Here is a 21,244-nt window from a genome sequence, read left to right on the forward strand (position 1 = left end):
TGCTTTCGGGGATGGCCAAGAAGACCGCACATGACGACCCTCTCGCCCCCGTCACGCTTGCCGTGGGCCAGGAGGACCTCCTGCTCGACCGTGCCGTGCAGGAGGTGGTGGCCGCCGCTCGGGCCGCCGACGCCGACACGGACGTACGAGACCTGACCTCGGACCAGTTGCAGCCGGGCACGTTGGCCGAGCTGACCAGTCCGTCGCTGTTCGCCGAGCGCAAGGTCGTGGTCGTACGCAACGCGCAGGATCTTTCGGCCGACACGGTCAAGGACGTGAAGGCGTACTTCGGGGCGCCCGCGGAGGAGATCACCCTCGTGCTGCTGCATGCCGGGGGAGTCAAGGGCAAGGCGCTGCTCGACGCGGCCCGTAAGGCGGGGGCGCGGGAGGTGGCGTGCCCCAAGATGACGAAGCCGGCGGATCGGCTGGCGTTCGTGCGGTCGGAGTTCCGGGCGACCGGGAGATCGGCCACGCCCGAGGCGTGTCAGGCGCTTGTCGACTCGATCGGGAGTGATCTGCGGGAGCTGGCGTCCGCGGTGAGTCAGCTTGTCGCGGATGTCGAGGGGACGATCGACGGGGCGGTGGTCGGGCGGTACTACACGGGGCGGGCGGAGGCGTCGAGCTTCGAGGTCGCCGACCGGGCGGTCGAGGGGCGGGCGGCGGAGGCGCTGGAGGCGTTGCGGTGGTCGTTGTCCACGGGGGTGGCGCCGGTGATGATCACCAGTGCGTTGGCGCAGGGGGTGAGGGCGATCGGGAAGCTGTCGTCCGCTCGGGGTGGGCGGCCGGCGGATCTTGCTCGGGAGTTGGGGATGCCGCCGTGGAAGATCGATCGGGTGCGGCAGCAGATGCGGGGGTGGACTCCGGATGGGGTTGCTGTGGCTTTGCGGGCGGTGGCGGCGGCCGATGCGGGGGTGAAGGGTGGCGGGGATGACCCTGAGTACGCGTTGGAGAAGGCGGTTGTGGTGATTGCTCGGGCTGCTCGGGCTCGGGGTGGCAGGTAGGGGATTTTCGCCCCCGCCGCCCCTACCCGTCCCATCCCTGGGGGCTGCGCCCCCAGACCCCCCTTTCGGCCTGGACGGCCTCGTCCTCAAACGCCGGACGGGCTGGGTGGGGGTGCGGTGGGTGGGAAGCCGCGCTGGACGGCCTCGTCCTCAAACGCCGGACGGGCTGGGTGGGGGTGCGGTGGGTGGGAAGCCACGCTGGACGCGCTCGTCCTCAAACGCCGGACGGGCTGAAATGACCCGCACGAGCTTTGGGTGTGCCGAAGGCCCCGACGTCTGTCGGGGCCTTCGGGTGGAGCGTTCTGCTGGTGTTGCTGGTGGCTTCCACGCCCGCGTGGCGAACGCAGGTCGTGCGTGGAGGCCGGGGTGCCGGGTGGGAGCGGATGAGAGGGCCCGCTCTGGTCCCTCCGGCGGTTTGGATCAGATCAAAGAACTGGAGGTTCAGCCCTTGAGGGTGGCGACCTTGGAAGCAAGCGCCGACTTCTTGTTGGCGGCCTGGTTCTTGTGGATGACGCCCTTCGAGACGGCCTTGTCGAGCGCACGCGCGGCAGCGCGCTGAGTCTCGGTGGCCTTCTCGACGTCACCCGCGGCAGCGGCCTCGCGGGCCTTGCGGATCGCGGTCTTCAGGGAGGACTTGACGGCCTTGTTGCGCAGCCGGGCCTTCTCGTTGGTCTTGATCCGCTTGATCTGGGACTTGATGTTCGCCACGAATGAGCCTCTACAGATTCAGGCACGGGGCCGCTCGGGTCCCGTACCGATGATTTTCCAGAAGATGTGCCTCGCGCTGAGAGGGCATGAGACACAGCCACCCAGACTACCAGTGGGCCTCCGAGTGGCCCAAACCGGTCCCCGCTCCCCGCCCGTGGGACCATGGAGCCTACGTATCGATCCGACCCGAGACCGCAGACACTGCGGACGCCTCAAGAATCAGGACCCTGCGTGCCCGCGATCCCTAGCCACGTCCCCGCGCCGAGCCGTACCGCCCCGGCTCAGATCCGCAATTTCTGCATCATCGCGCACATCGACCACGGCAAGTCCACGCTCGCCGACCGGATGCTCCAGCTGACCGGTGTCGTCGACCAGCGGCAGATGCGTGCTCAGTACCTCGACCGGATGGACATCGAGCGCGAGCGTGGCATCACGATCAAGTCCCAGGCCGTACGGCTGCCCTGGGCGCCCTCGGACGACCCGGGCAACACGCACATCCTCAACATGATCGACACCCCGGGGCACGTCGACTTCACCTACGAGGTCTCCCGGTCCCTCGCGGCCTGTGAGGGGACCGTTCTTCTCGTCGACGCCGCTCAGGGCATCGAGGCCCAGACCCTCGCCAATCTGTATCTGGCGATGGAGAACGATCTGAAGATCATTCCGGTGCTCAACAAGATCGACCTGCCGGCCGCCCAGCCCGAGAAGTTCTCCGAGGAGCTTGCCAATCTCATTGGCTGCGACCCGTCGGACGTTCTCAAGGTCTCCGCCAAGACCGGGCTGGGTGTCGAGGCGCTGCTCGACAAGGTCGTCGCCGAGGTGCCCGCCCCGATCGGTGTCCAGGACGCTCCCGCGCGCGCCATGATCTTCGACTCGGTGTACGACTCGTACCGCGGTGTCGTGACGTACGTACGTGTCATCGACGGGCAGCTCAACAAGCGTGAGCGCATCCGGATGATGTCCACCAACGCGACCCACGAGCTGCTGGAGATCGGTGTCTCGTCCCCCGAGATGACGCCGGCCGACGGGCTGGGCGTCGGCGAGGTGGGCTACATCATCACCGGCGTGAAGGACGTGCGGCAGTCCAAGGTCGGTGACACCATCACCACCCTCAACAAGGGGGCGACCGAGGCGCTCGGGGGGTACAAGGACCCCAAGCCCATGGTCTTCTCGGGCCTGTATCCGCTGGACGGGTCCGACTACCCCGAGCTGCGCGACGCCCTCGACAAGCTCCAGCTCAACGACGCCGCCCTCGTCTACGAGCCGGAGACGTCGGCGGCGCTGGGCTTCGGGTTCCGGGTCGGGTTCCTGGGGCTTCTTCACCTCGACGTCATTCGTGAGCGGCTTGAGCGTGAGTTCGGGCTCGATCTCATCGCCACCGCGCCCAACGTGGTCTACCGCGTGGTGATGGAGGACCGTACCGAGCACACGGTCACCAACCCGAGCGAGTTCCCCGAGGGGAAGATCGACGACGTGTACGAGCCGGTCGTGCGCGCCACGATCCTCGCGCCGTCCGAGTTCATCGGGTCGATCATGGAGTTGTGCCAGACCCGGCGCGGCACCCTGCTCGGCATGGACTATCTGTCCGAGGACCGGGTCGAGATCCGGTACACCCTGCCGCTCGCGGAGATCGTTTTCGACTTCTTCGACCAGTTGAAGTCGAAGACCCGGGGGTATGCCTCCCTCGACTACGAGCCCACCGGGGAGCAGGCCTCCAGCCTCGTCAAGGTCGACATCCTGCTCCACGGTGACAAGGTCGACGCCTTCTCGGCGGTCACGCACAAGGACGCGGCGTACGCGTACGGGGTGCGGCTCGTCGCCAAGCTGCGCGAGCTGATTCCGCGGCAGGCCTTCGAGGTGCCCATCCAGGCGGCCATCGGGTCGCGGGTCATCGCCCGCGAGACCATCCGCGCCATCCGCAAGGACGTTCTCGCCAAGTGCTACGGCGGTGACATCTCGCGTAAGCGGAAGCTGCTGGAGAAGCAGAAGGAGGGCAAGAAGCGGATGAAGATGGTGGGCTCTGTGGAGGTTCCCCAGGAAGCTTTCATCGCCGTCTTGTCGAGCGACGACAACGCGGGGTCGGGCAAGGGCAAGAAGTAGCCAACGCCGACCCGTGGGAATCGGGAGAATGGGGGCTCGTCGCGTACGAACGCGGCGGGCCCCCTTCGTGTACGTGCCATCGGTCCTGTAGGAAGCGGACAGCCGCTCGCTGGAGAAAGTGACAGGCCGTCGCCCCTTACGCGCTGGCCGGTCGCGCTTTACTCTGATCTCTGCTCGGTAGTTACTCGCGAGTTAAACAAGACCGCAAATGAGCCAGCCGCCGCACTGCCGCGGGCCCCGGAGGATGTCGTGAGCGACACACAGACCTTGATCGAGAACCGTCCGCCGTCCGTGGCGGGTCTTTTCCTGGATCGCGTGGCCGCCACGCCGGAAGCCGAGGCCTACCGTTACCCGGTGCCCCCGGCCTCCGGTGAGGGCCCCGACGACTGGAAGTCGCTGACCTGGGCGCAGTCCGCCGAACGCGTGTACGCCATCGCCGCCGGGCTCATCGAACTGGGCGTACAGCCGGAGCAGCGCGTCGCGCTCGCCTCCGCCACCCGCGTCGAGTGGATCCTCGGCGACCTCGGCATCATGTGCGCCGGCGCCGCCACGACCACGGTGTATCCGCAGACCAACACCGACGAGTCGGCCTTCATCCTCGCCGACTCCGCCAGCAAGGTGCTGATCGCCGAGGACGCGACCCAGCTCGCCAAGGCGCAGGAGAAGCGCGCCGAGCTGCCCGAACTCACCCATGTCGTGGTCATCGACCCGGCCGGTGTCGAGACCGGCGACGGGGTGCTCACCCTCGCCGAGCTGGAACAGCGCGGTGCCGCGTATCTGGAGAAGAACCCGGACCTGATCAAGGAGCGGGTCGGGGCCATCGCGAAGGACCAGCTCGCCACCCTCATCTACACCTCCGGCACCACCGGCCGCCCCAAGGGGGTCCGGCTGCCGCACGACAACTGGTCGTACATGGCGAAGGCGATCGCCGCGACCGGGCTGATCAGCGCCGAGGACGTGCAGTACCTGTGGCTGCCGCTCGCGCACGTGTTCGGCAAGGTGCTGACCTCCGGCCAGATCGAGGTCGGACACGTCACCGCCGTCGACGGCCGCGTCGACAAGATCATCGAGAATCTGCCGGTCGTGCAGCCGACGTACATGGCCGCTGTGCCGCGCATTTTCGAGAAGGTCTACAACGGGGTCGCGGCCAAGGCGCGGGCCGGCGGCGGCGCCAAGTTCAAGATCTTCCAGTGGGCCTCCGGGGTCGCCCGTGAGTACGCCAAGGTCAGCCAGGACAACTTCCGGCGCACCGGCGCCTCCTCCGTACCCTTCGGTCTCGCCGCGAAGCACAAGGTCGCCGACGCGCTGGTCTTCGCGAAGATCCGCGAGGCTTTTGGTGGCAACCTGCGCGCCTGTGTCTCCGGGTCGGCCGCCCTCGCCCCCGACATCGGCTTCTTCTTCTCCGGCGCCGGCATCCACATCCTGGAGGGGTACGGCCTCACCGAGTCCTCCGCGGCCTCCTTCGTCAACCCCGGCGAGGCGTACCGGACCGGGACGGTCGGCAAGCCGCTGCCCGGTACGGAGGTGCGGATCGCGGACGACGGGGAGATCCTGCTGCGCGGTCCCGGCATCATGGAGGGCTACCACGGGCTGCCCGAGAAGACCGCCGAGGTGCTGGAGTCCGACGGGTGGTTCCACACCGGTGACATCGGGGAGCTGTCTCCGGACGGGTATCTGCGGATCACCGACCGGAAGAAGGACCTGATCAAAACGTCGGGCGGGAAGTACATCGCGCCTGCGGAGGTCGAGGGGCAGTTCAAGGCGGTCTGCCCGTACGTCTCCAACATCCTCGTCCACGGGGCCGACCGGAACTTCTGCACCGCCCTGATCGCGCTCGACGAGCCGTCCATTCTGGGCTGGGCGAAGGACAACGGGCTTGACGGGAAGTCGTACGCCGAGGTTGTGGGTTCGGCGGGGACGGTGGCGCTGATCGAGGGGTACGTCACGGAGCTGAATGCGGGGCTTCAGCGGTGGCAGACCATCAAGAAGTTCCGGTTGCTGCCTCGGGATCTTGATGTTGAGCATGGGGAGATCACGCCGAGTCTGAAGTTGAAGCGGCCGGTTGTTGAGCGGGAGTACAAGTATTTGATTGATGAGATGTATGCGGGCTCTCGCGAGGCGTAGCGCGGAAGGGGTGGGGTGGCGGGGACTGACGGCGGGTGCGGGTTCGTTGTGGCTTGTCGCGCAGTTCCCCGCGCCCCTGGGTCAGAATCCGCGCCCCCTGTTCATCAGTTGGCGTAGGTCTTGGATCCGGCTCAGCAACTCCTCGGTGGTCGGTGGGTTCTCGCTGGACAACTGGGCCTCCAGGTCCGCCAGTTGCGTGCCGATCTCGGCGTCGCCCGCCTGCTCCCTGCTGAGCATGCGTTCCAGTTGCTGGTTTTTTCTGTGGAGGTCCAGGAAGACCGTGACCTTTGCCCGTAGTACCCAGGGGTCGAACGGCTTCGTCAAGTAGTCGGCTGCTCCTGTGGCGTAGCCGCGGAAGGCGTAGCCCGCGTCGGAGTCCGTGCCGGTCAGGAAGATGATCGGGACGTCTTTCGTCTGGTCCAGGCGTTTGATGTTGGCGGCTGTTTCGAAGCCGTCCATGCCTGGCATGCGGATGTCCAGGAGGACCACCGCGAAGCGGCGGCGGAGGAGGGCCTTCATCGCCTCCTCGCCCGAACGGGCGCGCACCAGCGGCTCGTTGAGGGAGGCCAGGACCGCCTCCAGGGCGATCAGGTTGTCCTCCATGTCGTCGACCAGGAGGATGCCGGCACGGTCGTCCGTCGTCTTCTCAGGGCTCATCGTGACCGTGCCTCACTCGGTCGCCGTCTTGTCCAGCGCTTCCCCGTTCGGGCGCTCGGGGTCCAGGAGCGCGCAGACCACGGTCAGCAGCTGGTCGACATCGACGGGCTTGGGTACGTAGTCGTTGGCGCCGCGGGCGATCGACTTCTCGCGGTCGCCGGGCATCGCCTTGGCGGTGAGGGCGACGATGGGCAGGTCCGCCCAGCGTGGCGTGCGGCGGACGGCGGAGATCGTCTCGTAGCCGTCCATCTCCGGCATCATGATGTCCATCAGGACGAGTTCGACGTCCGGGTTGCGCTCCAGCGTCTCGATGCCTTCGCGGCCGTTCTCCGCGTACAGCACCGGCATCCCGATCCGCCCCAGCACATGGGTGAGCGCGAAGACGTTGCGGATGTCGTCGTCGACGATCAACACCCGGCGTCCGGGCAGGACTTGGCCCGCCCGGCCGTTCTTCCACGCCTCCAGCTTGGTCGGCGCGGGCCAGGAGTCGTCCGTGTCGTGGGCCGTGTAGGGCTCGGTGGACAGCTGCTCGGGCAGCGCCAGTTGGTGGTCCTTCGGGGTGGTGCCGGTCGGAGTGTGGCCCGGGCTGACGACAGGCACGTACAGGGTGAAGGTCGAGCCCTTGGTCGGCACGCTCTCGGCGATGATCCTGCCGCCCAGCAGGCCCGCGATCTCCCGGCTGATGGACAGACCGAGGCCCGTGCCGCCGTACTTGCGGTTGGTCGTGCCGTCGGCCTGCTGGAACGCCTCGAAGATCACCGGGAGTTTCTCGGGGGCGATGCCGATGCCCGTGTCGGAGACGGCGAAGGAGATCACGTCGTCGCTGTTCTCGCGGGTGTAGAGGTGATCGGGGTCGGTGATCCGGCTGACCCGGAGTTCCACCCGGCCGGTCGCCGTGAACTTGATCGCGTTGGAGAGGAGGTTGCGCAGGATCTGCTGGAGGCGCTGCTCGTCCGAGTACATCTCGCGCGGTACGTCCTCACCGACCGCCACCTCGAACGCGAGCCCCCGGTCCAGGGTGAGCGGGCGGAAGGTCGCGTGGACGTAGTCCAGGAGCTTGATCAGCGGCAGCTTCTTCGGGCGTACGTCCATCCGGCCGGCCTCGATCTTCGACAGGTCGAGGATGTCGTTGATGAGCTGGAGGAGGTCCGAGCCCGAGCGGTGGATCGTCGTCGCGAACTGGACCTCCTGGTCGGTGAGATGGCCGTCCGGGTTGTCCGAGAGCAGGCGGGCCAGGATGAGGAGCGAGTTGAGGGGGGTGCGGAGTTCGTGCGACATGTTCGCCAGGAATTCTGATTTGTACTGGGACGATGTCGCCAACAGGGCCGCTTTCTCCTCCAGTTCCGCGTTCGAGCGCTGCAACTCCGCCTGCTGCTTCTGGAGTTCGTCCGAGCGTTCCTGGAGCTGCATGGCGAGGCGCTGGGACTCGCCGAGCAGGGACTCCGTACGGGAGTTGGCGATGATCGTGTTGATCGCGACGCCGATCGTGTTCACGAACTGGTCGAAGAACGCCAGGTGGACGTCGGAGAAGCGGGAGAACGAGGCGAGTTCGATCACGCCGAGCAGCTTGTCCTCGAAGAGGATGGGGATGATGACGACGCTGGCCGGGGCCGCCTCTCCCAGCCCGCTGTTGATCTTGATGTAGTCCGGCGGGGCCTCCTCCACCAGGATCCGCTTCTTCTCGCGTGCCGCCTGGCGGACGAGGCCGTGCACCGGCATCCCGCCCGTGTCGACCGTCGCGCCCTGCGCCGAGCCGTATCCGGCGATGAACGCCAGGCCCTTGGCCGGGACCGGCGCGCTCAGGCTGGCGCTGTCCTCGTCCGGGTCGGCCAGGAAGAACGCGCCGTACTGGGCGTTCACCAGCGGGGTCAGCTCGCGCAGGATCAGGTCGGCGACCTCCATCAGGTCCCGGTGGCCCTGCATCAGGGCGGCCAGGCGGGCCAGGTTCGACTCCAGCCAGTCCTTCGCGCGGGTCGTCTCGCGGAGGTTGGCCACCATCAGGTTGATGTTGTCCTTCAGCTCGGCGACCTCGCCGCGCGTCTCCACCGAGATGGAACGGGACATGTCTCCCTGGGCCACCGCCGAGGCGACCTCGGCGATCGCGCGGACCTGGGTGGTGAGGTTGAGGGCGAGTTCGTTCACGTTGGTCGTGAGGCGCTTCCAGGTGCCGTACACGCCCTCGACCCTTGCCTGGCCGCCGAGTTGGCCGTCGATGCCCACCTCACGGGCCACGCGGGTGACCTCGGAGGAGAAGGAGGACAGCGTGTCCACCATCGTGTTGATCGTCGTCTTCAGTTCGAGGATCTCGCCCCGTGCGTCCACGTCGATCTTCTTCGAGAGGTCGCCCTGGGCCACCGCCGTCGCCACCTGGGCGATGTTCCTGACCTGCGAAGTCAGGTTGTCCGCCATGTAGTTGACGTTGTCGGTAAGGTCCCGCCAGACACCGGACACACCCAACACCTGGGCCCGGCCGCCCAGTCGGCCGTCGGTGCCGACCTCGCGGGCGACCCGCGTCACCTCGTCGGCGAAGGCGCGCAGTTGCTCCACCATCGTGTTGACGGTGTCCTTCAGTTCGAGGATCTCGCCTCGGGCGTCGACCGTGATCTTCTTCGACAGGTCGCCGTTCGCGACGGCTGTCGTCACCTGGGCGATGTTCCGTACCTGTGAAGTCAGGTTCAGGGCCATGAAGTTGACGTTGTCGGTGAGGTCTTTCCAGACGCCCGACACGCCTCGCACCTGTGCCTGGCCGCCGAGGTTTCCTTCGGTGCCGACCTCGCGGGCCACGCGGGTGACCTCGTCGGCGAAGGCGGAGAGCTGGTCGACCATGGTGTTGATCGTCGACTTGAGTTCGAGGATCTCGCCCTTCGCCTCCACCGTGATCTTCTTGCCGAGGTCGCCCTGAGCGACGGCCGTGGAGACGAGCGCGATGTTGCGGACCTGTGAAGTCAGGTTGTCCGCCATGAAGTTGACGTTGTCGGTGAGGTCTTTCCAGACGCCCGACACGCCTCGCACCTGGGCGCGTCCACCGAGGTTGCCCTCCGTGCCGACCTCGCGGGCCACGCGGGTGACCTCGTCGGCGAAGGCGGAGAGCTGGTCGACCATGGTGTTGATCGTCGACTTGAGTTCCAGGATCTCGCCCTGCGCGTCGACCGTGATCTTCTGGCTCAGGTCGCCGTTCGCGACAGCTGTCGTCACCTGGGCGATGTTCCGCACCTGTGAAGTCAGGTTCGAGGCCATGAAGTTGACGTTGTCCGTCAGGTCCTTCCAGACGCCCGACACGCCCCGGACCTGGGCCCGGCCGCCCAACTGGCCCTCCGTGCCCACCTCGCGGGCGACCCGCGTCACCTCGTCGGCGAACGCGGAGAGCTGGTCGACCATCGTGTTGACGGTCAGCTTCAGTTCGAGGAGTTCGCCGGTCGCCTCGACCGTCACCGTGCGGGTCAGATCGCCCCGGGCCACCGCCGTGGTCACCAGGGCGATGTCACGGACCTGGGCCGTCAGCCGGGACGCCATCGTGTTGACCGCCTCGGTCACATCCCGCCAACTGCCCGACAGACCCTGCACCTTGGCGCGTCCGCCGAGCCGCCCCTCCGTACCGACCTCGCGCGCGACCCGGGTCACCTCACCGGTGAACAACGACAACTGGTCGACCATCTTGTTCACGGCCCGGCCGAGCCTGCGCAGATCGCCGCGCAACTGCCGGTTCCCGTCGTGCAGATCGACCCGCTGGGTCAGATCGCCGCCGGCCACCGCGTCCAGGACACGCGTCGCGTTCGCCGCGGGAGCCACAAGGGCGTCCAGCAGACCGTTCACGTCGTTGACGCGGGACGTCCAGTGACCCTGGCCGGGGCTCGCGGAGAGCCGCTCGTCGAGCCGGCCGTGCCGGACCAGGTCCCGTCGTACGCGCTGAACCTCGGAGTTGAAGTGCAGATTGCGGTCCATGATCTGGTTGAACGCGGAGCTGAGTTCCGCCACCAGACCGTGGCCGGTCTCCGGCACCTTGGCGAAGTTCCCGTCACGGGCGGCCGTCATCGCGGCGAGCAGCGGACGCAGATCGGATGCCCGAATCTGATCGGATGCCGGAATCTGTCCGTCTTCGAGCACTTGCGTAGCACTGTTCTCACTCATGGCGGCCCACTTCGGTAACTCGGCGCTTATGGGCGGGGTCAGTCTGTCACTCTGTCCGCGTCCACCGAGGTGCATTCGTCCGAACTGCTCGGGAGCTGTAGATGGGGGCCATTCCGACGCAACGGGAGACCGTGTCCCGCGCGCCGTCCCGTGCGTCCGGCGCGCCCGCGCGCCGGGGTGCGGACCGGCGCACGGTCACCCACGCCACGCTCGGCGGCGGCCCCCTCGCGCCCGGCGCCGCCCGTGGCCTCGTACGCGCCGCCCTCGCCGAATGGGCCCGACTCGGCCTGCCCGGCGCCGAATCGCTGCCCGAGCGGCTCGTCGACGACGCGATGGTGGTCGTCAGCGAACTCGTCACCAACGCCGTCGTCCACGCGGGGACGGATGTGGAGCTGGCGTGCCGCCTGGAGGCACCGGAGGAGGGGGAAGAGGCGGGGGAAGAGGCCGAGGAGGGGGTGGGTGTCGCGCTCGTCGTCGAGGTGTCCGACCACCATCCCTCCCGCGCGCCCCGGGACGGCGGTGTGGAACTCCCGTACGACATACCGGAGTACGGGCGTGGCCTCCGGCTCGTCTCCGTACTCTCCGAGGCCTGGGGCGTCACCTACCGCACCGGCACCAAGACCGTCTGGGCGCGGCTCCCCGCCGAGGGCGTCATGCTCGACGACGACATCGAGGCGTACGCGGGCACGCACGCCCTCGGGCACGGGTTACGGGTCGCCGAGATCCTCGCCCCCGAGCCGCAGCGCGGCGCCCGCGACCAGGAGTGGCTGAACCACGGCGCCCTCTCCTTCCTCGCCGAGGCCTCCGACCTGCTCGCCGGACAGCTCGACGAGGATCTCGTCGCCGCGCTCACCGGACAGCTCCTCGTGCCGCGCCTCGCCGACTGGTGCGCGGTGTGGCTGGAGGACGAGTCGATGGGGCGCGGCAGCGGCGGCAGCGTGAGCTGGGGCGACGGGAGCGGCGGGGGAGGCGGGCCTCGGCTCGCCCGGGTCTGGCACAGCAGCGAGGACCGTATCGAGGAGCTGCGCCGCGCCCTGGAGAAGGACCCGCCGCGTACGCCCGACACCACCAGGACCGGACCGGTCCCCGTGCCCTGGCCCGGCGAGGCGCTCGGCGGGCGCGGGGAGACCGGCGCCGCGCTCGCCTACCGGCTGGTCGCGGGTGGCCGGCCGCTCGGCACGCTGGTCATCGGGCGGGCCGGGATGATCCGTTTCCCCGACGAGGTCACCGGCCTGGTCGAGGATCTCAGCCGCCGGGTCGCGCTCGCCATCGGCGCCGCCCGGCAGTACGCCCGCCAGGCCACCATCAGCCGTATCCTCCAGCGCGGGCTGCTGCCCGGCGCGGTCGCCGAGATCCCCGGTGTGAGCAGTGCTCTCGTCTACGAGCCCTGCGACAAGGGCGGCCCCAGCGGCGACTTCTACGACCTGTTCCCGGCCGGCGACGGCCGCTGGTGCTTCGCCGTCGGTGACGTCCAGGGGAAGGGGCCGGAGGCGGCTGTGGTGATCGGGCTGGCGCGGCCGTGGCTGCGGCTGCTGGCCCGCGAGGGGTATCGGGTCGCGGACGTGCTCGACCGGCTCAACCAGCTGCTGCTCGACGACGCGACGGAGACGGCGGACGCGGCGGCTCGGGCACTGGTCGCGGCGGAGGGGAGGCCGGCGGTGCCGGCGGTCGTCTCGGGGGGTTCGGCGGGTTGCGGTGTTTCGGCCGCGGTACGGCCCGGTGAGGGGCCGCAGACCCGTTTCCTCTCCCTTCTGTACGGCGAACTCGCACCCTTCGACGGAGGCGTGCACTGCACCCTCGCCTCGGCCGGGCATCCGCTGCCCCTGGTGCTCCGGGCGAGCGGTGAGGTCCTCACGGTCGCCGAACCGCAGACGCTGCTCGGGGTCGTCGAGGACGAGACGTACACGAGCGAGAGCTTCGAGCTGCGGCCCGGTGACAGTCTGCTGTGCGTCACCGACGGGGTCACCGAGCGGCGCTGCGGGCCCCGCCAGTTCGACGACGGCGACGGGCTGGCGAGCGCCCTCTCGGGCTGCGCCGGGCTGAGTGCGCAGCTGATCGCGGAGCGTATCCGGCGGCTCGTGCACGAGTTCGGGGAGAAGCCGCCCGAGGACGATCTGGCGTTGCTGGTGCTACAGACCTAGCGGGCCGGGTGGGTCGTGGGTGGGCGTCGGGCGGGTTGCCCCGCCGGTGCTGGACAATGGAAGGCATGCCCTCCGCACTTCCCGACGGTGATCCCGTCCCCGACGACGGCTCCCTGCCCGCCTCCGCGCTCGCCGGGGCCGCGGACCGTCCCCTCGGGTTCTATCTCCACGTCCCGTACTGCGCGACCCGCTGCGGCTACTGCGACTTCAACACCTACACGGCGACCGAGCTGCGGGGCACGGGCGGTGTCCTGGCGTCCCGCGACAACTACGCGGACACCCTGATCGACGAGGTGCGGCTGGCGCGGAAGGTGCTGGGCGACGATCCGCGGCCCGTTCGTACGGTGTTCGTCGGGGGCGGTACGCCCACGCTGCTGGCCGCCGACGATCTCGTACGGATGCTGGGGGCGATCCGTGACGAGTTCGGCCTCGCGGATGACGCCGAGGTGACGACGGAGGCGAATCCGGAGTCCGTGGACGAGCGGTATCTGGCCACCCTGCGTGAGGGGGGTTTCAACCGGATCTCGTTCGGGATGCAGAGCGCGAAGCAGCATGTGCTGAAGGTGCTGGACCGTACGCACACGCCGGGGCGTCCGGAGGCGTGTGTCGCGGAGGCGCGGGCGGTGGGGTTCGAGCACGTGAACCTCGATCTGATCTACGGCACGCCTGGTGAGAGTGACGATGACTGGCGGGCTTCGCTGGACGCGGTGCTGGGGGCTGGGCCGGATCACGTCAGCGCGTATGCCCTGATCGTGGAGGAGGGTACGCAGCTGGCTCGGCGTATTCGGCGGGGGGAGGTGCCGATGACCGACGACGACGTGCACGCGGATCGGTATCTGATCGCCGATGAGGTGCTGGGGGCGGCCGGTTTCGAGTGGTACGAGGTGTCGAACTGGGCGACTTCGGTGGCCGCCCGTTGCCTTCACAACGAGTTGTACTGGCGGGGGGCCGACTGGTGGGGGGCGGGGCCCGGGGCGCATTCGCATGTCGGCGGGGTTCGGTGGTGGAACGTGAAGCATCCGGGGGCGTATGCGGGGGCGTTGGGGGTGGGGCGGTCGCCGGGGGCGGGGCGGGAGGTGCTGTCGGAGGAGGACCGGCGGGTGGAGCGGGTGTTGCTGGAGCTGAGGTTGCGGGAGGGGGTTCCGCTGTCCCTCCTGCGAGAGGACGGGCTTGCGGCGGCTCGGCGGGCTCTGGGGGAGGGGCTGCTTGAGGCCGGTCCGTACGAAGGGGGGCGGGCTGTGCTTACGCTGCGCGGGCGGTTGCTGGCGGATGCGGTGGTGCGGGATCTGGTGGACTGAGGGTTTGTTTTCTTCGCCCCCGCCGCCCCTACCCGTCCCATCCTTCTGGGGGCTGCGCCCCCAGACCCCCCTTTCGGCCTGACCGGCCTCGTCCTCAAACGCCGGACAGGCTGAAATGCCCTGGGCCCGGGCTGAAAGATCAAGCCCCGATGGCCACTCTCCAGCCTCGGCCGGCACTATCCAGCCCGTCCGGCGTTTGAGGACGAGCGCGTTCAGCGCGAGAGGGGGGTCTGGGGGCGCAGCCCCCAGGGATGGGTATGGGTAGGGGCGGCGGGGGCGAAACAATCCGCCCCCCGGAGCTCACTCCGGTGCTGTCACGAAGTCGATCAGGTGTTCTACTCGGCCCAGTAGTTCCGGCTCCAGGTCGCGGTACGAACCCACCCGCTTCAGGATCGCCTGCCACACCGCCCCGGTGTTCTCCGGCCAGCCGAGGGCCCGGCACACGCCCGTCTTCCAGTCCTGGCCGTGGGGGATCCTCGGCCAGGCCGGGATGCCCAGGGACGACGGTTTCACCGCCTCCCAGATGTCGATGTATGGGTGGCCCACCACCAGCGCGTGCTCGCTGGTCACCGACGCCGCGATACGGGACTCCTTGCTGCCGGGGACCAGGTGGTCCACCAGGACGCCCAGGCGAGCGTCCGGGCCGGGGTCGAATTCGGCCACGATCGAGGGGAGGTCGTCCACGCCTTCCAGGTACTCCACGACGACGCCCTCGATGCGCAGATCGTCGCCCCACACCTTCTCGACCAGCTCCGCGTCGTGCCGGCCCTCGACGTAGATACGCCCGGCACGGGCCACACGCGCGCGTGCACCGGGGACCGCGACCGAACCGGAGGCCGTACGGGAGGGCGCGGCCGCCGAGGCGGACGGGCGTACCAGCGTCACCACCCTGCCCTCCAGCAGGAACCCCCGCGGCTCCAGCGGGAACACCCGGTGTTTGCCGAAGCGGTCCTCCAGGGTGACCGTGCCCGCCTCGCAGCGGATCACCGCGCCGCAGAAACCCGTACCCGGCTCCTCGACCACCAGGCCGGGCTCCGCCGGTACCTGCGGTACGGGCTTGGGCTTCTTCCACGGTGGGGTCAGGTCCGGAGAGTACTGGCGCATTCGGATGACGATAGGAGAAGCTCCCGCGTCGTCAGTCCACTCCCCGCCGCGACACGCCGAAACGGGTTGCCAGCGCGTCCCGTTGGGCCCGTACGAACGCCGCGTCCACCACCGCTCCGTGACCGGGGACGTACAGCGCGTCCTCACCGCCCAGGGTCAGGAGGCGGTCCAGGGTCGCGGGCCAGTGCGACGGTACGGCGTCGGGGCCCGCCTGGGGTTCGCCCGACTCCTCGACCAGGTCGCCGCAGAAGACCACGGTCGGGTCGCCCGGTACGACGGCCACCAGGTCGCCGCGGGTGTGGCCGGGGCCGGCGTTCACCAGGAGTACCTCCGGGCCGTTGCGCAGGGCAACTGTCAGGGTTTCCCCGACCTCCTCGTGCGGGACCACCAGGGTGTCCGCCGCCTCCTCCGCCGCGCGGGCGTCCAGACCGTTGCGTACGGCGTCCGCGCACAACGCCTCGCGCCCCACTTCCTCGAATTCGTCCCCCGCGCCCTCCGCCGCGATGACATGCGCACCCGCAAACACCGCCGCTCCGAAAACGTGGTCGAAATGGGCGTGCGTCAGTGCGAGAAAGTCCACACGGCGGCGGGCGAGTTTCTGGGCCTCCAGGCGGAGGATCGCGCCCTCCGCGAGGCTCGATCCCGCGTCGATCAGGAGTGCGCCGCCCGCCCCTGCGACCAGCCCCACCGTGCAGTCCCAGACCGGCAGCCGGCGTCTGCCCACCCCGGCCGCCAGCCGCTCCCAGCCCAGGTCGTGCCACCCCGGCTCTTCCCAAGTCACCTTCATGCGGCGACGCTAGCGGGACGGGGAGGAAGTGGTCGCCACGACCGGGTTGCCGCGGACACGACATCGCAGGACAGGTCGGTACACGTCGGCAGATCGGCGCAGGCCGCCCTTGCCGGGGGCGTACCCGACAGCCGTACACTGGGCCGGGGAACTCTGGCACTCGCACACGAAGAGTGCCAGGGACGGCCCAGGCACTCAGGGGACGACAGCAGTTGGAGGTGTGCGCGATGCTCAGTGAACGCAGGCTCGAAGTGTTGCGCGCCATCGTCCAGGACTATGTCGGCACCGAGGAACCGGTCGGGTCCAAGGCTCTCACCGAGCGGCACAACCTCGGGGTCTCCCCGGCGACCGTCCGCAACGACATGGCCGCCCTGGAGGACGAGGGTTTCATCGCCCAGCCGCACACCAGTGCCGGGCGCATCCCGACCGAGAAGGGCTACCGGCTCTTCGTCGACAAGCTCGCCGGCGTCAAGCCGATGAGCGCTCCCGAGCGGCGTGCCATCCAGAATTTCCTTGACGGGGCTGTCGATCTCGACGATGTCGTCGGGCGGACCGTTCGGTTGCTCGCCCAGCTCACGCGGCAGGTCGCCGTCGTGCAGTATCCGTCGCTCACCCGGTCGACCGTGCGGCACGTGGAGCTGCTCTCGCTCGCTCCCGCGCGCGTGATGCTCGTACTGATCACGGACACCGGCCGCGTGGAGCAGCGGATGATCGACTGCCCCGCGCCTTTCGGGGAGACGTCTCTGGCGGATCTACGCGCGCGGCTCAACAGCCGGGTCGCGGGCCGCCGCTTCGCGGACGTGCCGCAGCTCGTGCAGGACCTCCCGGACGCCTTCGAGGTGGAGGACCGGGGTACGGTCGCGACGGTGCTCTCCACTCTCCTGGAGACGCTCGTCGAGGAGGCCGAGGAGCGGCTGATGATCGGCGGAACCGCCAATCTGACCCGCTTCGGACATGACTTTCCCCTCACTATCCGGCCGGTCCTCGAAGCTCTGGAGGAACAGGTCGTACTTCTCAAACTCCTTGGTGAGGCCGGGGATTCGAGCATGACCGTACGAATCGGTCACGAGAACAAATACGAGGGACTCAACTCCACGTCCGTCGTGTCGGTCGGCTACGGTTCGGGCGGCGAGGCAGTCGCCAAGCTCGGCGTGGTCGGACCGACCCGCATGGACTACCCGGGAACGATGGGAGCGGTACGCGCAGTGGCACGGTACGTCGGACAGATCCTGGCGGAGTCGTAAGTGGCCACGGACTACTACGCCGTACTCGGCGTGCGCCGCGACGCGTCCCAGGACGAGATCAAGAAGGCGTTCAGGAGGCTCGCCCGCGAGCTGCACCCGGACGTCAACCCCGATCCGAAGACGCAGGAGCGGTTCAAGGAGATCAACGCCGCGTACGAGGTGTTGTCGGACCCGCAGAAGAAGCAGGTCTACGACCTCGGCGGCGATCCGCTGTCCCAGGCGGGCGGCGGGGGCGCGGGCGGCTTCGGCGCCGGTGGCTTCGGGAACTTCTCGGACATCATGGACGCGTTCTTCGGAACGGCGTCCCAGCGGGGGCCGAGGTCGCGTACGCGGCGCGGCCAGGACGCGATGATCCGGCTCGATATCGAGCTCGATGAAGCTGCTTTTGGTACTACTAAAGACATTCAGGTCGATACGGCCGTGGTGTGCGGTACCTGTAGCGGTGAGGGTGCTGCGCCTGGCACCTCTGCCCAGACCTGCGACATGTGTCGCGGGCGTGGTGAGGTGTCGCAGGTGACCCGGTCCTTCCTGGGCCAGGTCATGACCTCGCGGCCCTGTCCGCAGTGCCAGGGGTTCGGGACCGTCGTCCCGACGCCGTGCCCCGAGTGCGCGGGCGACGGCCGGGTGCGGTCGCGGCGGACGCTGACCGTGAAGATCCCCGCGGGTGTCGACAACGGTACGAGGATCCAGCTCGCCGGTGAGGGTGAGGTGGGGCCCGGTGGTGGTCCCGCCGGTGACCTGTACGTCGAGATCCATGAGCTGCCGCACTCGCAGTTCCAGCGGCGCGGGGACGATCTGCACTGCACGGTGACTCTGCCGATGACGGCGGCGTCTCTTGGCACCAAGGTGCCGCTGGAGACGCTCGACGGGCTTGAGGAGGTCGACATCCGTCCGGGCACGCAGTCCGGGCAGTCGATTCCGCTGCACGGGCGGGGGGTCACGCACCTCCGGGGCGGTGGCCGTGGTGACCTCATCGTGCATGTCGAGGTCATGACTCCTACGAAGCTTGATCCTGAGCAGGAGCGGTTGCTGCGGGAGCTGGCGAAGCTGCGGGGGGAGGAACGGCCCACTGGGCAGTTCCAGCCTGGGCAGCAGGGTTTGTTCTCGCGGTTGAAGGATGCGTTCAACGGGCGCTGAGGGATGGGTGCCGGGGGTTTTTGTTTCGCCCCCGCCGCCCCTACCCGTTCCCATCCCTGGGGGCTGCGCCCCCAGACCCCCCTTGTCCTCAAACGCCGGACGGGCTGAAATACCTGGGCCTGGGCTGAAAGATCAAGCCCCGGCCGGCACCATCCAGCCCCTCCGGCGTTTGAGGAGCGAGGGTTCGGGGGCGGAGCCCCCGAGGATGGGAACGGGTAGGGGCGGCGGGGGCGAAGGAGATGGCTCAGGGCTGATTCGGACCTTGTGCTGGGGACGTGACAACATGCCGTCATGTCCTCCGCGCTGACCGATCTCTTCGTTCACCCGATCGTGCAGGCCCCCATGGCGGGCGGCGTCTCCGTCCCCCAGCTCGCCGGCGCCGTCGCCGAAGCGGGCGGGCTCGGGTTCCTTGCCGCGGGGTACAAAACCGCCGACGGGATGTATCAGGAGATCAAGCAGCTCCGGGGGATCACCGGGCGCCCCTTCGGCGTGAACCTGTTCATGCCGCAGCCCGAGTACGCCGACCCCGCCGCCGTCGAGGTCTACGCCCATCAGCTCGCCGGCGAGGTCACCTGGTACGACACCGAGCTGGGCGACCCGGACAGCGGGCGCGACGACGGCTACGACGCGAAGCTCGCCGTACTGCTCGACAACCCCGTCCCGGTCGTCTCCTTCCACTTCGGGGTGCCCACCAGCGAAGTACTGGACTCCCTCCGCCGCGCCGGCACCTTCACCCTCGTCACCGCCACCACCGCCGACGAGGCCCTCGCCGTGCAGCGGGCCGGGGCCGACGCGGTGATCGTGCAGGGCGTCGAGGCCGGCGGGCACCAGGGCACCCACCGCGACAATCCCGAGGCGGACGGCTCCGCCGTCGGGCTGCTCTCCCTCCTCGCCCAGGTGCGCGAGACCGTCGACCTGCCGCTCGTCGCCGCCGGCGGGATCATGCGCGGCAGCCAGATCGCCGCCGTCCTCGCCGCGGGCGCCAGTGCCGCCCAGCTCGGCACCGCCTTCCTCGCCACCCCGGAATCCGGCGCCCACGCCCTGCACAAGCAGGCGCTGACCAACCCGCTCTTCGTCCGTACGGAGCTGACGCGCGCGTTCTCCGGCCGGCCCGCCCGGGGACTGGTGAACCGTTTCCTGCGCGAGCACGGCCCGTACGCCCCCGCCGCCTACCCCGAGGTCCACCACCTCACCTCGCCGCTGCGCAAGAAGGCCGCCGCTTCCGGCGACGCGCAGGGCATGGCGCTGTGGGCGGGACAGGGGCACCGGATGGCCCGTGAACTGCCCGCCGGGGAGCTGGTGGCTGTGCTGGCCGAGGAGATCGCCGCCGCTCGGGCCGTGCTGCTGGGCGGGGGCGAGGCGGCGTGACCGCGCCCGTTTTCGTCGTCGAGCAGGTGCCCGACGTACGGCAGTTCCTCCTCGACGGTCCCGAAGGTCGGCACGCGGTCTCCGTGAAGCGGCTGCGGGTCGGCGAGGCCGTCGTGCTCACCGACGGGGCCGGGCGCTGGGCCGAGGGCGAGGTCGTCGGTGTCGAGGGCAAGGACCAACTGACCCTGCGGCTGGGGGCGTTGGTCGAGGAAGCCCCGGAGTCCCCTCGTATCACCGTCGTTCAGGCTCTGCCCAAGGGCGACCGGGGCGAGTTGGCCGTCGAGACGATGACCGAGACCGGTGTCGACGCCATCGTTCCCTGGGCCGCCTCCCGGTGTATCACCCAGTGGCGCGGTGACCGTGGGCTGAAGGCGCTCGCCAAGTGGCGGGCCACCGCCCGGGAAGCCGGCAAGCAGTCCCGCCGGGTGCGTTTCCCCGAGGTCGCGGACGCGGCGACCAGCAAGCAGGTCGCCGCACTTCTCGCCGACGCAGACTTCGCCGCCGTACTCCACGAGGACCGGGACTACGGCAGTGCGGCGCTCGCCACCGCCGAACTGCCCTCCTCCGGTGAGATCGTGCTCGTCGTCGGGCCCGAAGGGGGCGTCTCCCCCGAGGAGTTGGCCCTCTTCGAGGAGGCGGGGGCGAAGGCGTACCGGCTGGGGGCCAGTGTGCTGCGTACCTCCACCGCCGGTACCGCCGCGACGGCGCTGCTCCTCGGCCGCACCGGACGCTGGTCTTGAGTCCCCTCCTGGTCCTGTCCGTTTACGCCCTTCCGCGTCGGGCGGGACGGTGGCAGGCTGCCCTCCATGGGGGCCTTGAGGCGGATTTGGCATCGGCCGCGCGGGAACCGCAGGGCGGTCGCGGTGGCCGGACTCGTGGTGGCCGCCGTGAGCGGTGTCGTCGCCTGTGATCCCGGTGGGCTCACTTCGGCCACCGTCTCCCTCACCACCGACCAGACCGCGACCAAGGAGCTGGAGCGGCGGAACGTGGACGTCCAGTGGCTCACCTGCACTGCCTCCGTCGACGGCGGCAACACGGCTTCCGGCTCCGGGAGTTCGCCCTCCGCGACGGTGAACACCGTCGCGAGCGTCGACTGTCAGGGCGAGACCGGGGACGGCAAGGACATCACCGTCACCGGGCGGGTCACGCGGGCCGTCGACGGCCGATGCGTACGCGGGGACCTCACCGCCAAGGTCGACGGCAAGCAGGTGTTCCGCGTCACCGGCCTCGGCGACTGTGACGCGCCCACCACACCGACGTACACCCCGCCCGTCACCTGGAACCCGCCGGACAACGGCGAGCCGGGGCCGACCGTGACGGTCACCGTGACGAAGACCATCTGGTGCCGGCAGGATCCGAACTGCCTGCCCGTCGAGGGCAAATAACGATCCGGCGAGGGTAAGGAACTGCCCGAAACCCCTGTCCAGTGGCGTGATCGCTGCTTAGG

General features: G+C 69.2%; 15 protein-coding genes. 10 read left to right on the forward strand and 5 right to left on the reverse strand.

Annotated features, from left to right (window positions below; genetic code table 11):
• The first annotated feature begins 11 nt into the window (after nt 1–11).
• Nucleotides 12–1,001, forward strand: coding sequence for a DNA polymerase III subunit delta (gene holA, locus OG787_RS33425; RefSeq protein WP_369035946.1), 990 nt, complete (start codon nt 12–14; stop codon nt 999–1,001).
• Between the two features lie 441 nt (nt 1,002–1,442).
• Here holA and rpsT read toward each other — a convergent pair whose 3' ends face one another.
• Nucleotides 1,443–1,709 (reverse strand): 30S ribosomal protein S20, encoded by a 267-nt coding sequence (rpsT, locus tag OG787_RS33430; RefSeq protein ID WP_105975817.1) that lies wholly within the window; start codon nt 1,707–1,709, stop codon nt 1,443–1,445.
• A 231-nt stretch (nt 1,710–1,940) separates the two neighbouring features.
• Between rpsT and lepA the strand changes: the two genes are divergently transcribed.
• Together lepA and OG787_RS33440 are read left to right on the forward strand one after the other, a co-directional pair.
• Nucleotides 1,941–3,809 (forward strand): translation elongation factor 4, encoded by a 1,869-nt coding sequence (gene lepA, locus OG787_RS33435; protein WP_369037768.1) that lies wholly within the window; start codon nt 1,941–1,943, stop codon nt 3,807–3,809.
• 249 nt (nt 3,810–4,058) lie between these two features.
• Nucleotides 4,059–5,933, forward strand: coding sequence for an AMP-dependent synthetase/ligase (locus OG787_RS33440; protein ID WP_405537695.1), 1,875 nt, complete (start codon nt 4,059–4,061; stop codon nt 5,931–5,933).
• An 81-nt stretch (nt 5,934–6,014) separates the two neighbouring features.
• Here the strand turns inward: OG787_RS33440 and OG787_RS33445 are convergent, their stop codons facing one another.
• Nucleotides 6,015–6,590: a two-component system response regulator gene (locus tag OG787_RS33445; protein ID WP_369037770.1), complete on the reverse strand. Its 576-nt coding sequence runs from the start codon at nt 6,588–6,590 to the stop codon at nt 6,015–6,017.
• A 12-nt stretch (nt 6,591–6,602) separates the two neighbouring features.
• Entirely contained in the window at nt 6,603–10,718 is a 4,116-nt protein-coding gene (locus tag OG787_RS33450) for a HAMP domain-containing protein (protein WP_369037771.1), read from the reverse strand.
• A 101-nt stretch (nt 10,719–10,819) separates the two neighbouring features.
• Here OG787_RS33450 and OG787_RS33455 point away from each other — a divergent pair, with 101 nt between their 5' ends.
• Nucleotides 10,820–12,859: a SpoIIE family protein phosphatase gene (locus tag OG787_RS33455; RefSeq protein WP_405537696.1), complete on the forward strand. Its 2,040-nt coding sequence runs from the start codon at nt 10,820–10,822 to the stop codon at nt 12,857–12,859.
• A 65-nt stretch (nt 12,860–12,924) separates the two neighbouring features.
• Nucleotides 12,925–14,157, forward strand: coding sequence for a radical SAM family heme chaperone HemW (hemW, locus tag OG787_RS33460; RefSeq protein ID WP_405537697.1), 1,233 nt, complete (start codon nt 12,925–12,927; stop codon nt 14,155–14,157).
• 300 nt (nt 14,158–14,457) lie between these two features.
• Here hemW and OG787_RS33465 read toward each other — a convergent pair whose 3' ends face one another.
• On the reverse strand, nt 14,458–15,261 hold the full coding sequence (locus OG787_RS33465) for a DUF3097 domain-containing protein (RefSeq protein WP_405537698.1): 804 nt from the start codon (nt 15,259–15,261) through the stop codon (nt 14,458–14,460).
• Between the two features lie 31 nt (nt 15,262–15,292).
• On the reverse strand, nt 15,293–16,048 hold the full coding sequence (locus OG787_RS33470) for an MBL fold metallo-hydrolase (protein ID WP_405537699.1): 756 nt from the start codon (nt 16,046–16,048) through the stop codon (nt 15,293–15,295).
• 227 nt (nt 16,049–16,275) lie between these two features.
• Here OG787_RS33470 and hrcA point away from each other — a divergent pair, with 227 nt between their 5' ends.
• From hrcA to OG787_RS33495, 5 genes are all read left to right on the forward strand, one after another.
• On the forward strand, nt 16,276–17,292 hold the full coding sequence (hrcA, locus tag OG787_RS33475) for a heat-inducible transcriptional repressor HrcA (RefSeq protein WP_369037951.1): 1,017 nt from the start codon (nt 16,276–16,278) through the stop codon (nt 17,290–17,292).
• Nucleotides 17,293–18,429 carry a molecular chaperone DnaJ gene (gene dnaJ / locus OG787_RS33480; protein WP_369037952.1) on the forward strand — a complete coding sequence of 379 codons (1,137 nt, stop codon included), beginning with the start codon at nt 17,293–17,295 and terminating at the stop codon, nt 18,427–18,429. It begins immediately after the preceding gene.
• A gap of 291 nt (nt 18,430–18,720) precedes the next feature.
• Nucleotides 18,721–19,797 (forward strand): nitronate monooxygenase, encoded by a 1,077-nt coding sequence (locus OG787_RS33485; RefSeq protein ID WP_405537700.1) that lies wholly within the window; start codon nt 18,721–18,723, stop codon nt 19,795–19,797.
• The gene (locus OG787_RS33490) at nt 19,794–20,537 is read left to right on the forward strand and encodes a 16S rRNA (uracil(1498)-N(3))-methyltransferase (protein ID WP_405537701.1); all 744 of its coding nucleotides are present in this window, start codon (nt 19,794–19,796) and stop codon (nt 20,535–20,537) included. Before OG787_RS33485 ends, OG787_RS33490 begins: the two co-directional genes overlap by 4 nt.
• A 66-nt stretch (nt 20,538–20,603) precedes the next feature.
• Nucleotides 20,604–21,182, forward strand: coding sequence for a hypothetical protein (locus OG787_RS33495; RefSeq protein WP_369037929.1), 579 nt, complete (start codon nt 20,604–20,606; stop codon nt 21,180–21,182).
• Nucleotides 21,183–21,244: the final 62 nt, after the last annotated feature.

The organism is Streptomyces sp. NBC_00075 (genome assembly GCF_045041225.1).
Lineage (GTDB): Bacteria > Actinomycetota > Actinomycetes > Streptomycetales > Streptomycetaceae > Streptomyces > Streptomyces adonidis.